The organism is Bradyrhizobium lablabi (genome assembly GCF_018129385.1).
Taxonomy (GTDB): domain Bacteria; phylum Pseudomonadota; class Alphaproteobacteria; order Rhizobiales; family Xanthobacteraceae; genus Bradyrhizobium; species Bradyrhizobium lablabi_C.
Genome location: NZ_JAFCLN010000005.1, coordinates 151,366 through 164,370, shown reverse-complemented (window position 1 = coordinate 164,370; position 13,005 = coordinate 151,366). Strand labels below are relative to the sequence as shown.

Annotated in this window: 11 protein-coding genes; 7 read left to right on the top strand and 4 right to left on the bottom strand. The window is 62.2% G+C overall.

What is annotated here, in order from left to right:
• Positions 1-73 precede the first annotated feature (73 nt).
• Positions 74-955 carry a three-Cys-motif partner protein TcmP gene (tcmP, locus tag JQ628_RS12720; protein ID WP_212222907.1) on the top strand — a complete coding sequence of 294 codons (882 nt, stop codon included), beginning with the start codon at positions 74-76 and terminating at the stop codon, positions 953-955.
• Here the strand turns inward: tcmP and JQ628_RS12715 are convergent.
• The gene (locus JQ628_RS12715) at positions 925-1,677 is read right to left on the bottom strand and encodes a DUF5131 family protein (RefSeq protein ID WP_212222906.1); all 753 of its coding nucleotides are present in this window, start codon (positions 1,675-1,677) and stop codon (positions 925-927) included. The two genes, tcmP and JQ628_RS12715, sit on opposite strands and share 31 nt — an antisense overlap.
• Positions 1,678-1,861: 184 nt before the next feature.
• Here JQ628_RS12715 and radA point away from each other — a divergent pair, with 184 nt between their 5' ends.
• The 6 genes from radA to JQ628_RS12685 all read left to right on the top strand — a co-directional run bounded on the left by radA (position 1,862) and on the right by JQ628_RS12685 (position 9,223).
• On the top strand, positions 1,862-3,337 hold the full coding sequence (gene radA, locus JQ628_RS12710; RefSeq protein ID WP_212222905.1) for a DNA repair protein RadA: 1,476 nt from the start codon (positions 1,862-1,864) through the stop codon (positions 3,335-3,337).
• A gap of 154 nt (positions 3,338-3,491) precedes the next feature.
• A complete protein-coding gene (locus JQ628_RS12705) occupies positions 3,492-4,121 on the top strand; it encodes a CvpA family protein (protein WP_212222904.1) in 630 nt (209 codons plus the stop codon).
• Positions 4,122-4,167: 46 nt separating this feature from the next.
• Positions 4,168-5,676, top strand: a complete 1,509-nt coding sequence (gene purF / locus JQ628_RS12700) for an amidophosphoribosyltransferase (protein ID WP_212223152.1) — start codon at positions 4,168-4,170, stop codon at positions 5,674-5,676.
• Positions 5,677-5,919: 243 nt separating this feature from the next.
• Positions 5,920-6,660, top strand: a complete 741-nt coding sequence (locus JQ628_RS12695) for an SDR family NAD(P)-dependent oxidoreductase (protein ID WP_212222903.1) — start codon at positions 5,920-5,922, stop codon at positions 6,658-6,660.
• An 86-nt stretch (positions 6,661-6,746) separates the two neighbouring features.
• The gene (locus JQ628_RS12690) at positions 6,747-7,898 is read left to right on the top strand and encodes a hypothetical protein (protein WP_249127824.1); all 1,152 of its coding nucleotides are present in this window, start codon (positions 6,747-6,749) and stop codon (positions 7,896-7,898) included.
• 98 nt (positions 7,899-7,996) lie between these two features.
• The gene (locus JQ628_RS12685; RefSeq protein ID WP_212222902.1) at positions 7,997-9,223 is read left to right on the top strand and encodes an ABC transporter substrate-binding protein; all 1,227 of its coding nucleotides are present in this window, start codon (positions 7,997-7,999) and stop codon (positions 9,221-9,223) included.
• Positions 9,224-9,330: 107 nt separating this feature from the next.
• Here JQ628_RS12685 and JQ628_RS12680 read toward each other — a convergent pair whose 3' ends face one another.
• Genes JQ628_RS12680 through JQ628_RS12670 form a run of 3 tightly spaced genes read right to left on the bottom strand, consistent with a single transcriptional unit; the run spans position 9,331 to position 12,945 of the window.
• Complete coding sequence (locus JQ628_RS12680; protein ID WP_212222901.1) at positions 9,331-10,527, bottom strand: ABC transporter substrate-binding protein; 1,197 nt, start codon at positions 10,525-10,527, stop codon at positions 9,331-9,333.
• Between the two features lie 42 nt (positions 10,528-10,569).
• Entirely contained in the window at positions 10,570-11,307 is a 738-nt protein-coding gene (locus JQ628_RS12675) for an SDR family oxidoreductase (protein WP_212222900.1), read from the bottom strand.
• Positions 11,308-11,352: 45 nt separating this feature from the next.
• Positions 11,353-12,945 (bottom strand): class I adenylate-forming enzyme family protein, encoded by a 1,593-nt coding sequence (locus JQ628_RS12670; protein WP_349628057.1) that lies wholly within the window; start codon positions 12,943-12,945, stop codon positions 11,353-11,355.
• Positions 12,946-13,005: the final 60 nt, after the last annotated feature.

Sequence of the window (13,005 nt, the reverse complement as noted above, 5' to 3'; positions counted from 1 at the left end):
CGGAGGTTGTAGGCTACATTGGACAATAACCATTCAAAATTTATTCAATCAATTTCGCAGGGAGTCCTCTCGGATGGTCGATCACGAGTTTGGCGACCAACACACAGAGCTCAAGCTCTCGATCATCGAAAAGTATCTGAAATTTTTCACTACTGCTCTGCGCGGTAAATTTCGTGAGCTTTGGTACATTGATGGTTTTGCTGGCACCGGATATCGGACCATCCGCCATCAAGCGGTGCCGCCTAGCCTTATAAGCGAGGGAGAGCCTGAACGTATCGAACGCCGACGCGGATCCGCTAAGATTGCAATTGACGTATACCCTCGCTTCGACTTCCTGGTTTTCATCGAAAACAAGCCGTCCTATGTGCGGGCTTTGGAAGAACTGCGGGCAAACCACCCCGATCGCCGCATCGTTGTCGTCAAAAATGATGCCAATGACGGTCTCAAATCGTTGATCGCTGCCAACAATTGGACGTCTACCAGAGCCGTCATCTTTCTTGATCCCTACGGCATGGAAGTGGATTGGTCCACATTGGAGACAATCGCCCGAACTGGCGCTATCGATGTCTGGTATCTTTTCTCGCTTGCGGGGTTCTACCGACAGGCTACTCGCGATCACGACGCGCTCGACGAAGATAAACGAGCCGCTCTTACTCGAATGCTAGGCACCGACGCTTGGGAGCGAGAACTCTACAAAGCCACACCAGTGAATGATTTATTTGGTGGAAGCGATCCGTCCATGAGACGCGACGCAGATGTCACTGCACTTGAAGCCTACGCCAAGGCCAGGCTCGAAACTATTTTCGGCGCAGTGCTCGACCCGCTACCGCTACCCCTGCATGAGCGGCCGCAACGATTTTCGCTTTTCTTTTGTATCTCGAGCCGCAAACCGGCAGCGATCGGATTAGCCCGGAAGATTGGCAATCACATCCTTAAGGCGGGCATCTCATCATAGGTCCGACCGTTGAGTTCACGGCCGGCCGCCTTCTTGTTCTTCCCACCCCACTGTTTGAAGAAAAAAGCCGTTCCGGTCGTTCGACACATCGCCTCTATCTCGTCGACCCACTCAGGCTTCATCTCTCGGGCGCGCGGCCCGCTCTCGCCACCGACTATCGCCCAATGGATCCCAGTCAGATTGCCCTCTGCGACTGATCCGATTAGCGGCTCAAGTGAAACGAAACGGATTGCCGCCGGCACTGCTCGAAGGGCGTCCAAGCGGCTCAGAACACGCCCGTCTTCAACACTGGTTCCAAGCCAGACGTTCTGGAGCACCCTAAATGGTTGTTGCGATAGCACCCGAGCCATGCGTTCAGGACGCTTCGTGAGAATTTGATAGGTATGTCGGGGAGTGTCTGCCATGACATCCCAAACCTTGGTGATGAACTCAATCGGGACATCATCGTGAAAAAGGTCGGACATTGAATTAACGAAGACCTTGCGAGGTTTCGACCACTTTCTTGGCGCGTCGAGCGATGCTTGATCCAGACGAATTTTACCGGTCCAGACGGCACGTTTTCCGCTCTTCCTCGTAAGGCCACGATATTTCTCTGTACCCATAGCCTCTAGTCGGGCGGCCATGCGCATGGCGTAACAATTGGTGCAGCCGGCCGTAAGCACGGTGCAGCCAGCTACCGGATTCCAAGTCGCATCGGTCCACTCAATTGATGTTTCTGCCATTCGAGTTCTCGCCAACTACCTGCTCTTCAAGGTAACGAAGAGTGCTTACAAAAGATTCTGCCGACTTGCCGTCCGTCCTTTGACGGGGGCGAAAAAGAAGGCTATAGAACAAAGTAAGAACATCAAGCCGCTACAACTTGGGGTGCTTGCGGCTAATACACTACTAGGCGTTAGAGCCGTAAGCATGGCCAAATCCTCCCTCTCCTTTGTCTGCCAGAACTGCGGCGCGGCGTATAACCGCTGGCAGGGCAAGTGCGATTCCTGCGGCGAGTGGAATACGCTGGCGGAGGAGGACACATCAGGCGCGACCTCGATGCCGGTGTCGATCCGCTCCAAGCGCAAGGGGCGGACGTTTGCGCTGGAGAGCCTTACCGGCAAGAGCCAGGACGCCCCTCGCCTGTCCTCGGGCATGACCGAGCTCGACCGCGTCACCGGCGGCGGTTTTGTCCGCGGCTCGGTGCTGCTGGTCGGCGGCGATCCCGGCATCGGAAAATCGACGCTGCTGACGCAGGCGACCAGCATGCTCGCCCGCGCCGGGCATCGCGCGGTCTACATCTCCGGCGAAGAAGCGGTGGCGCAGGTGCGGCTGCGCGCCGAGCGGCTCGGCCTTGCGGATGCGCCGGTGCAGCTTGCGGCCGAGACTTCCGTGGAAGACATCGTCTCGACGCTGTCCGAGGGCGCAGTCCCCCGCCTGATCGTGATCGACTCGATCCAGACCATGTGGACCGATACGGTCGAGTCGGCGCCCGGCACCGTCACGCAGGTTCGCGCTTCCGCACAGGCGCTCATTCGCTTTGCGAAAAAGTCCGGCGCGGCCATCATCTTGGTCGGGCACGTGACGAAAGACGGCCAGATCGCCGGCCCGCGCGTGGTCGAACACATGGTCGATGCCGTGCTCTCCTTCGAGGGCGAAGGCTCGCAGCAGTTCCGCATTTTGCGCGCGGTGAAGAACAGGTTCGGGCCGACCGACGAGATCGGCGTGTTCGAGATGACCGGCCTTGGCCTGCGCGAGGTTTCCAACCCCTCCGAGCTATTCTTGTCCGAACGCGATCTCGGCAGCCCCGGCACCGCCGTGTTTGCCGGCATCGAAGGCACCCGACCGGTGCTGGTGGAATTGCAGGCGCTGGTGGCGCCGACCTCGCTCGGCACGCCCCGCCGCGCCGTGGTCGGCTGGGACCCGAGCCGGCTGTCGATGGTGCTGGCCGTGCTGGAGGCCCATTGCGGCGTCAAGCTGTCGGGCCACGACGTGTATCTGAATGTCGCCGGCGGCCTGCGCATCAACGAGCCGGCCGCGGACCTTGCCGCCGCCGCCGCGCTGGTGTCCTCCCTGGTGAACGCGCCGCTGCCGACTGATGCGGTCTATTTCGGCGAGATTTCGCTTTCCGGCGCGGTCCGGCCGGTGGCGCAGACCTCGGCCCGGCTGAAGGAGGCGGCCAAGCTCGGTTTCGGCCGCGCCGTGCTGCCCGAATCGGCGCGCGGCGAGCCCAGTGGCGATGCCGGGCTCTCGCTCAATTCCGTGGGAGGATTAACCACGCTGGTGGCGGAAATCGCCGCCCGCGGCAATCCAAGAGGAAATCGGGACGGAAATCACCGCGAAAATCGCGATGGAACGGCTGAGAAAAATGCCACACCGGCCCGATTCCGTCGAGAAAACGGCTAAAGCGGCGTGACCTTACGGGACCCCGCCGCTATACATCGCCCGCGCGGGATAGCGCGATTTCCGGCCTTGCCGGACGCACGGGATGAACCCCACTTTGGGGGGCGACCGAAACGCCGATTCGCAAGCTTGATGTACGAGCGGACCTGACCAGCCGATGCCGATTACCATCCTCGATCTCGTCCTGCTCGCGGTAATGCTGATTTCGGGCCTGCTTGCGATGGTTCGCGGTTTTATGCGCGAAATCCTGTCGATCGCGGCCTGGGGCGCGGCAGCGCTGGTAACGCTGTACGCCTTCTCGAAACTGCTGCCGACCGCAAAGACCTATTTCAACAACGACACGGTGGCCGCCGTCGTGGTGGTGGCCGGCACCTTCATCGGCACCCTGATCGTGGTCTCCGTGATCACGGTGCGGATATCCGACATGATCCTGGATTCCCGGATCGGGGCGCTGGACCGCACGCTGGGCTTCCTGTTTGGCCTGGCCCGTGGCCTGCTGATCGTAGTCGTAGCCTTCCTGTTCTTCTCCTGGCTGGTCCCGGACAAGCAGCGGCCGGACTGGATCACGGGAGCCAAGTCGAAAGTGGTGCTACAGGGAACCGGCGATTGGCTGATGTCGCTCTTGCCTGACGACCCCGAGAACACCATCTTAAAGCGGTTCAAGAAGAATAAACCTGAAGATGATCAAACTGACGCCGAACCGGCTCAGCCGGGTACTGGCGATGGCTACAGTAAACCTGCCCGCGACAGCCTTAAAAAGCTGATCGAGAAACCCGCGGCCAAGTGAGTTGGGCAAGCAAATTGGGCCAAAACTGAGAGAGGCGATGGACCAGATGCAACATCCTTCCGATCCCGCCGAGCGACTTGATCAGGGCTACGAGTCCATCGAATTGCAGGACGATCTGGAAGGCGACACGCTCCGCGAGGAATGCGGGGTGTTCGGCATCTTCGGCCACCCGGAGGCCGCCGCCATCACCGCACTCGGACTGCACGCCCTTCAGCACCGCGGCCAGGAAGCCGCCGGCATCGTCACCTTCGACGGCAGCCGCTTCCACAGTGAACGCCGCCTTGGCCTGGTCGGCGACACCTTCTCCCGCCGCGAGGTGATCGAACGCCTGCCCGGCTCTACCGCCGTCGGCCACGTCCGCTACTCCACGACAGGCGCCACCATTTTGCGCAACGTGCAGCCGCTGTTCGCCGAGCTCAATGCCGGCGGCTTTGCGGTCGGCCACAACGGCAACCTCACCAACGGGCTGACGCTGCGCCGCGAGCTCGTCAAGAACGGCGCGATGATGCAGTCCACCACCGACACCGAGGTGATCCTGCATCTGGTCGCCCAGTCCAAGCGCAACCATTTCATCGACCGCTTCATCGAGGCGCTGCGCACCATCGAAGGCGCCTACTCACTGGTGTCGCTGACCAACAAGAAGCTGGTCGGCGCCCGCGATCCGCTCGGCATCCGCCCGCTGGTGCTCGGCGATCTCGACGGCCGCCCGATCCTCACCTCGGAAACCTGCGCGCTCGACATGATCGGCGCCAAATATGTCCGCGATATCGAGCCGGGCGAGATCATCGTATTCGACGAAAACGGCGCGCACAGCCATAAGCCGTTCCCGCACAGGCCGCCGCGGCCCTGCATCTTCGAATACATCTATTTCTCGCGGCCGGACTCCATTGTCGGCGGCCGCTCGGTCTATGACGTCCGCAAGGCTTTTGGCGCGCAGCTCGCCCGCGAAAGCCATGTGCAAGTCGACGTCGTGGTGCCGGTGCCCGATTCCGGCGTGCCGGCCGCAGTCGGCTATGCCCAGCATTCCGGCGTACCGTTCGAGCTCGGCATCATCCGCAATCACTATGTCGGCCGCACCTTCATCCAGCCGACCCAGAGCGTGCGCGAGCTTGGCGTGCGCATGAAGCATTCGGCCAACCGCGCCGCGATCGAAGGCAAGCGCATCATCCTGATCGACGACTCGCTGGTGCGCGGCACCACCTCGAAGAAGATCGTGCGCATGATGCGCGATGCCGGCGCCCGCGAGGTGCATTTCCGCCTCGCCTCGCCGCCGATCCTCTATCCCGACTATTACGGCATTGACCTGCCTGACCGCGGCGGCCTCTTGGCGGCCACCCATTCGCTGGAGCAGATGCGCGAGATCATCGGCGCGGACTCGCTCGCGTTCCTGTCGATCGACGGCATGTATCGCGCCATGGGCTATCCCGGCCGCGACCCGGCCAACCCGAAGTTTTCGGATCACTGCTTCACCGGCGACTATCCGACCCACCTCACGGACCAGAGCGAAACCGAGCCACAGCCGCGCCAGCTCTCGCTGCTGGCGGAAGCGAGCTGACGCTACGACGATGCAGCTAACCATTGGCATTTTCTGCGGAGTGCTTTTGGTTGGATTCATGGTCTTTGCCTTCAGGCAGGGCATGAAGGTGACACCCGACCGGTCGGGGAACGGAACCAATAGCGACAATATGCACTCGGGCGGCAACAGCTAACGCTGCAAGAGCAAGAATTCCGTCATGGCCGGGCTTGTCCCGGCCATCCACGTCTGTAATACCCCCGCCAAGACGTGGATTGATCTGAAATGACAAAACCCCTCGCCAACCGCATCGCTCTCGTCACCGGCGCCTCGCGCGGCATCGGCTATGCCACCGCGCTCGCGCTCGCACAGGCCGGCGCGCATGTCGTGGCGGTGGCGCGCACGCAAGGCGGACTGGAAGAGCTCGACGATGAGATCCGCAAGGGCGGCGGCAGCGCCACCTTGGTGCCGCTCAGCCTCACCGACACCGACGGCATCGCGCGCCTTGGCGCGGCCCTTCACGAACGCCACGGCAAGCTCGACATCCTCGTCGGCAATGCCGGCGTGCCCGGCCCTTCCTCGCCGCTCGGCCACATCGAGCTGAAATCCTGGACCGATGCGTTCGCGGTCAACGTGACCGCAAATTTTCAGCTCATCCGCTGCATGGAGCCGCTGCTGAAACAATCCGACGCGGGCCGCGCGGTGTTCATCACCTCAGGGGCCGCCAGCAAGGCCAACGCCTATCTCGGCCCCTACGCTGCTTCAAAGGCTGCGCTTGAAACGCTGGTGCGCGTGTGGGCCAACGAAACCGCCACGACGCCGCTGCGGGTCAATCTGTTCAGCCCGGGCCCGATCCGCACCCGCATGCGCGCCATCGTCTTTCCCGGCGAAGACCCGATGGACCTGGAGACACCGGACAAGCCGGCCGAGTTCATCGTGCCAATGTGTTCGCCCGAGTGGACCGAGACCGGAAAACTTTACGATTACAAGAGCCGCACGCTGCTGAGTTTTCGCGCACCTGCGTAGCTCCGGCTGCAATTGACACCTTCCTCGCCGATCGGTTGACTTCCCCTCGACTGCGGACCAACCGCAGCAGATCAAGGGAGGAAGCCATGATTTCCGTCCGCCGCGCGCGCCTCACAGCGGCTGCACGCTTCACCAAATCCACCATCGCATTGGTCGGCCTCGCGCTGGTCAGCGTTTGCGCGCTGACCGCGTCCGTGCACGCCGGCGACATCCCGACCTTCGCCGTGGATGCCTCCTGGCCAAAACCGCTGCCGAACAACTGGATCCTCGGCCAGGTCGGCGGCATCACCGTCGACTGGCAGGGCCACATCTGGGTGATCCATCGTCCGAAATCGCTGACCGATGACGAGAAGGGCGCAACGCTCAATCCGCCGCGCTCGAAATGCTGCGTATCGGCGCCGCCGGTGCTGGAGTTCGATGCCGACGGCAATCTGCTTCGCTCATGGGGCGGCCCGGGCGAAGGCTATGAATGGGTCGGCCGCGAGCACGGCATTGAGGTCGACGAGAAGGGATTTGTCTGGGTCGGCGGCAATGCCGACAACGACAACGCCATCCTGAAATTCACCCTCGACGGCAAATTCGTGATCCAGATCGGCAAGATCGCGCCGAGCAAGGGCAGCAATGACACCACCCAGCTCGGCAAGCCCGCCGAGACCGCGCTCGACAAGGAAGCCAACGAAATCTATGTCGCCGACGGTTATGGCAATCGCCGTGTCATTGTGTTCGATGCCACCACAGGCGCCTACAAGCGGCACTGGGGCGCCTATGGCAACAAGCCGAACGACGACAAGCAGCCGCCCTACGATCCCAAGGCGCCGCCCCCGCAGCAATTCGCCAACCCCGTCCATTGCGTGAAGCTCAGCAATGACGGCCTCGTCTATGTCTGCGACCGCATCAACAACCGCATTCAGGTGTTTCGCAAGGACGGCACCTTCGTGAAGGAGTGGTTCTTCGAGAAGAACACGCTCGGCAACGGTGCGGTCTGGGACATCGCGATCTGGCCTGATCCGAAGCAAAGCTATCTTTTGACCGCCGACGGCGAGAACAACGAAATCCGTGTGCTCAAGCGCGACGACGGTACCGTGGTGGGCAGCTTTGGACGGGGCGGCCGCAATGCCGGCCAGTTCCACTGGATCCACGCCATGGCGATCGACGCCAAGGGCAACGTCTATACCGCCGAGGTCGATACCGGAAAGCGCATCCAGAAGTTCAAACTGACGTCGGACGCGCTACGATAGGCGCATTGCAATAACGGTTTCGGGCAGGAACAATCCGAGGGAATGCCGGGCAAGGCTTCGCAGGAAGCCACCCGGCATCAACTTATGGAGGAAGAACAATGACCAATAAACTTGCGCGGTATTCCACCGCACTGATCATGCTTGCCGGCGTTGGCCTTGCCGGCCCGGCGCTCGCCCAGGACAAGACCGTCAAGATCGGCGTTCTCAACGACATGTCGAGCCTTTACGCCGACATTGGCGGCCCCAACTCCGTGGTCGCGGTCAAGATGGCGATCGAGGATTCCGGCCTCACCAAGAAGGGCTGGAAGATCGACGTGCTGAGCGGCGATCACCAGAACAAGCCGGACGTCGGCGTCAACATCGCCCGGCAATGGATCGATACCGAGAAGGTCGATGCGATCGCCGATACGCCGAACTCCGGCGTCGCGCTCGCCATCAACAACCTCGCGAAGGAAAAGAACATCATCCTTCTCAATTCGGGTGCCGCGACCGCCGACCTCACCGGCAAGGCCTGCACGCCGAACACAGTCTCCTTCACCTACGACACCTACATGCTGGCCAACGGCACCGGCAAGGCGCTGACCAAGGCCGGCGGCGATAGCTGGTTCTTCCTCACCGCCGACTACGCCTTCGGCCATGCGCTCGAGCGCGATACCTCCGCGGTCGTCACCGCCAATGGCGGCAAGGTGCTCGGCGGCGTCAAGGCACCGATCAACACCGCCGACTTCTCGTCCTTCCTGCTCCAGGCGCAGGCCTCCAAGGCCAAGGTCATCGGCCTCGCCAATGCCGGCGGCGACACCACCAACTCGATCAAGCAGGCGGCCGAATTCGGCATCGTTGCCGGCGGTCAGAAGCTTGCCGCGCTGCTGCTCTTCATCAACGACGTCCATGCGCTTGGCCTCAAGACCGCGCAGGGCCTGACCTTCACGGAATCCTTCTACTGGGATCTGAACGACAAGACCCGTGAGTGGTCGAAGCGGTTCTCGCAGCTCGCCAGCAAGAACGCGATGCCATCGATGACCCAGGCCGGCAACTACGCCATGATCCTGCATTATCTGAAGGCGCTGGAAGCGCTCGGCGGCAATCCGCATGACGGCGCCAAGGTCGTCGCCAAGATGAAGGAACTGCCGACCGACGATCCGCTGTTCGGCAAGGGCCCGCTGCGCGCCGACGGCCGCCGCCTGATCCCGGCCTATCTGTTCGAGGTGAAGAAGCCCGCTGAATCGAAGGGACCGTGGGACTATTACAAGCTGATCGCCACCATCTCGCCGGAAGACGCGGCCAAGCCGCTGGAGTCCAGCGACTGCCCGCTTTTGAAGAAGTGACCGCGTAGCTGATATCCCGGGGTGCCAAGCGAACCCCGGGGATCTCGAAGTTGTTGTCCCGGCCAGACAAGACATCTGGCCGGGACTTTTTCACGCGCGATCAATCCTCACTTCAGATCGGCGCTCAGCACCTCTCCGAACAGCTCCCATGAGCTGCCGGTCCACCGCTGCAACTGAAGCTGCGTATAGGCCATGCTGCTGTCCGCACCCGTGTTGATCGTCCCCGGTATCAGGGTTGGAAGCGCTAGCCCCTTTATGCTCCGCGCCTGCTTGAGAATGTTCTCGCGCGAGAGATCGTTGCCGCTCTGCTTGAGCACCTGCTCCAGGATTTGCCCCTGCTGGGTGCCGAACAGATAATTGGCATCGCCGATGTCGGCACTCGGCAGGTATTTTGCGAAATGTTCGCGGTACCACTTCATGCCGGGATCGTCGGCCCACTTCTTATCGCCGGGGTCCTTGAACATCGTCGCGGCGATGATGCCCACCGCCTTTTCCGGCCCGGCCGGCACGATGGTCGACGACACCGAGGTCGACACCAGATTGATCAGGAATAGCGGCTTCCAGCCGATCTCATCGGCCTTCTTGATCGCTTGCGCGGCGAATTTCGGCGTGCCGGCGAACAGAAACGCCTCCGCACCCGACGACTTCAGCGAGACCACATGGGACTCGATCGTCGGCTCGCTCACTTCATAGGAAGAAGCGACGACCTTCTTGTCGAAATCGTCTTTCAGGTAATCCTTGAAGGCGACGACGAAGTCCCTGCCGAGGTCATCGTTCTGGTGCAGGATCGCAATCTTTGCGTTCGGTCGCGCCTGGGCGATGTACCTCGCATAGATCCGCCCCTCGGTGTTGTAGCTGGCCAGTCCCGTGGTGGTCATGGGGAATTCGGCGAAGTTCGTGAACTTGGTGGCGCCGCTCACCACGAAGAGATGCGGTATCTTCTTCGCATTGACATATTTGATGGTGGCGCTGATGCCGGGCGTGCCGAGCGGACTGAACAGGAACGCGACTTCATCGCTCTCGACCAGTTTTCTGATCTGCTCGACTGTCTTCGGCGAACTATAGGCATCGTCATAAGTGATCAGGTTGATCTTCCGCCCGTTGACCCCGCCGCGCTCGTTGACGGAATTGATATAAGCGATCAGCCCCTTGCCGGTATTGCTCAGGGGCGAGGCCGGCCCGCTGAACGGAAACGTCGCGCCGATCCTGATTTCCGATTCGGTAACACCCACGGTTTGCGCATGCGCCGCAGCGACCGCGAAGGCCATCGCCGCTGCGATGACCGCAGCTCTTCTTCCCAGCATGGTTTTTCCCTCCCTGTTTGATCGAGCCGCCCGTTGTTGTGTTCACCACTTTTCCTTGAACGGGCGGATTTCCAGTTCGAACGTCCAGGCGCTGCGCGGCTGCTGATAGAGCTGCCAATACGCCTCGGCCACGGAAGCCGGCGGCATCAGCGCATCCGGATCGTTCAGCGCATCGGGCCCGAGCGCCTCGAGCCGGCGCTGGCGCACCCACTCGGTGTTGACGCCGGAATCGATGATGAGGTGGGCGACATGGATGTTCTTCGGCCCCAGCTCACGCGCCATCGCCTGCGCCACGGCACGCAGCCCGAATTTGGCGCTGGCGAAGGCGGCAAAACCCGGACCGCCGCGCAGGCTGGCCGTGGCACCCGTGAAGAAGATGTTGCCCTGCCCGCGCGGCAACATCAGTCGGGTAGCCTCGCGGCCGGCGAGGAAGCCGGAATAGCAGGCCATTTCCCACACCTTGCGGAACACGCGCTCGGTGGTGTCGAGGATCGGAAAATTGACGTTGGCGCCGATGTTGAAGATGCACACTTCCAGCGGCGCATGCTTGTCGGCGTCGTTGAGGAACGAGATGATCTCCTCCTCCTTGCGCGCATCGAGCGAGCGGGCATGGATCTCGCCGCCCGCGGCTTCGACGTCCTTGACCAGCGGCGCCAGCTTTTCGCCATTGCGCCGGCCGGCAAAAATCGAAAATCCCTCCGCCGCAAACTTCTTCGCGATCTCGCCGCCGATAAAGTCGCCCGCCCCGATCACGGCCGCGGTCGCGTTTCGCTTGGTCATGCTGTTCTCCTTGGCACTTGACGAACCGGCGGCCGCCAGATCCGGTCAGCCGGCGGCTGTTGATCTTGCAGCGGCGGTCCCGCGCGCGATGGCGGTTTCCTTGAGTTTGTTCTTGAGGATCTTGCCCGTAGATGCCGCCGGCAGCGCCTCCAGGATCACGATCTCGCTCGGCCGCTTGTACGAGGTGAGCTGCCGCGCGGCGTAGGCTTGCAGCTCTGCCGCCGTCACCTTGGCTCCCGGAAGAAGCTGCACGAAGGCGACGACCTCCTCGTTGCCTGCGACCGGGCGGCCGACCACGGCGGATTGCACCACCAGCCCATGGGAGTTGAGCACACCTTCGACTTCGGCCGGATACACGTTGAAGCCGGAGCGGATGATGAGCTCCTTGGTGCGGCCGACGATGTAGAGTTCGCCGGCCTCATTCACGCGCACGAGGTCGCCGGTATTGAACCAGCCATCCTTGTCGATCGCGGCGGCCGTCAGATCCGGCGCCCGGTAATAGCCGAGCATGACGTTAAGGCCGCGGACGTGCAGTTCACCGACCTCGCCCGGCCCAAGCCTGGCGCCCTTCAGATCGACGATGCGATGCTCGATGCCGGGGAGGAAGCGTCCGACCGTATCGTCGTTCGCCAGTTCATTCTCGCGCACACCCGAAAGGCCGGGCGAGCATTCGGTGATGCCGTAGTTATTGAGCAGAGGAATGCCGAACTCGGCCTCGATGCGTCCTTTCAACACGAGATCGAGCGGCGCGCCGGCAACGTTCATCAGGCGCAAATTGCCGCGCGCGAGCTTTTGCAGCCCCTGCACCGTCTTGTATTCGAGCAGGCGCTGGTAGGTCGCGGGAACGCCGAACACCGTCGTGATCCCGTCATTGGCAATCGCCCGCGCCAGCGCCGCCGGGTCGGCCTTCGGCACGACATGCAGCGTCGCCCCGTGCATGAGTGTTGCAATCAGAAGCACCGTGTAGCCCACGATGTGCGACATCGGCAGCACGCCGTAGACCCGGTCGGCCGGGCCGGTTCGCCGCAATAGGCCCGAGGTCCTGGCGGCCACCAGCAGGTTCTGATGGGTCAGCATCACGCCCTTCGGCGTGCCGGTCGTACCGGAGGTGTACATCAGCCCTGCGACCTGCTTGGCCCGGTCGGCGCTCACCGGCTCCGGCTGTGCGGCCTCGTTCAGCGGACCGATCGCGACGGTGAACGGGCCCACCGATCCCGCTTTCGCGCCGAGGCGCTCGGCATGACCTTCGGCTTCCTGCGAGAGGCCGGCATTGATCAAAATCCTGCGCGCGCCACTGTGTTCGGCGATCAGGTCGAGTTCACGCGCCGACAGCCGCGGGTTGGTGGCAATGCCCCAGGCGTCGAGCTTGCTGGCTGCAAACAGCATTGCGCCCAGCGCTACGCTGTTCTCGCTCGCCACCATCAGCCGGTCGCCCGGCCGGACGCCAAGGCGCGCAAGGTCGAAGCTTGCAGCGTCCACCGCTTGCGAGAATTCGCGATAGCTCCAGACGCGGTCGCCTTCCACAAAGGCGGGATGATCCGGCATCTCCTTCACAAAGCGCGCGTAGACTTCGTGCACCCGCGACGGCTGATCACGGAGCAAGTCGTCCCTGCCAAAGCTGTCGATATTCGACTGCATCATTCCCTCCCTCGCCAATGAGCCATTCGCCCTTCTTTGTTTTGCTGCTGATGCGGCTCC

Bases quoted from the DNA above. Each gene is read 5' to 3' on its own strand.
- purF (WP_212223152.1), top strand. From the start codon at position 4,168: ATGCAACATCCTTCCGATCCCGCCGAGCGACTTGATCAGGGCTACGAG.
- JQ628_RS12690 (WP_249127824.1), top strand. From the start codon at position 6,747: ATGATTTCCGTCCGCCGCGCGCGCCTCACAGCGGCTGCACGCTTCACC.
- JQ628_RS12675 (WP_212222900.1), bottom strand. From the start codon at position 11,307: ATGACCAAGCGAAACGCGACCGCGGCCGTGATCGGGGCGGGCGACTTT.
- JQ628_RS12680 (WP_212222901.1), bottom strand. From the start codon at position 10,527: ATGCTGGGAAGAAGAGCTGCGGTCATCGCAGCGGCGATGGCCTTCGCG.
- radA (WP_212222905.1), top strand. From the start codon at position 1,862: ATGGCCAAATCCTCCCTCTCCTTTGTCTGCCAGAACTGCGGCGCGGCG.
- JQ628_RS12685 (WP_212222902.1), top strand. From the start codon at position 7,997: ATGACCAATAAACTTGCGCGGTATTCCACCGCACTGATCATGCTTGCC.
- JQ628_RS12670 (WP_349628057.1), bottom strand. From the start codon at position 12,945: ATGCAGTCGAATATCGACAGCTTTGGCAGGGACGACTTGCTCCGTGAT.
- JQ628_RS12695 (WP_212222903.1), top strand. From the start codon at position 5,920: ATGACAAAACCCCTCGCCAACCGCATCGCTCTCGTCACCGGCGCCTCG.
- JQ628_RS12705 (WP_212222904.1), top strand. From the start codon at position 3,492: ATGCCGATTACCATCCTCGATCTCGTCCTGCTCGCGGTAATGCTGATT.
- JQ628_RS12715 (WP_212222906.1), bottom strand. From the start codon at position 1,677: ATGGCAGAAACATCAATTGAGTGGACCGATGCGACTTGGAATCCGGTA.
- tcmP (WP_212222907.1), top strand. From the start codon at position 74: ATGGTCGATCACGAGTTTGGCGACCAACACACAGAGCTCAAGCTCTCG.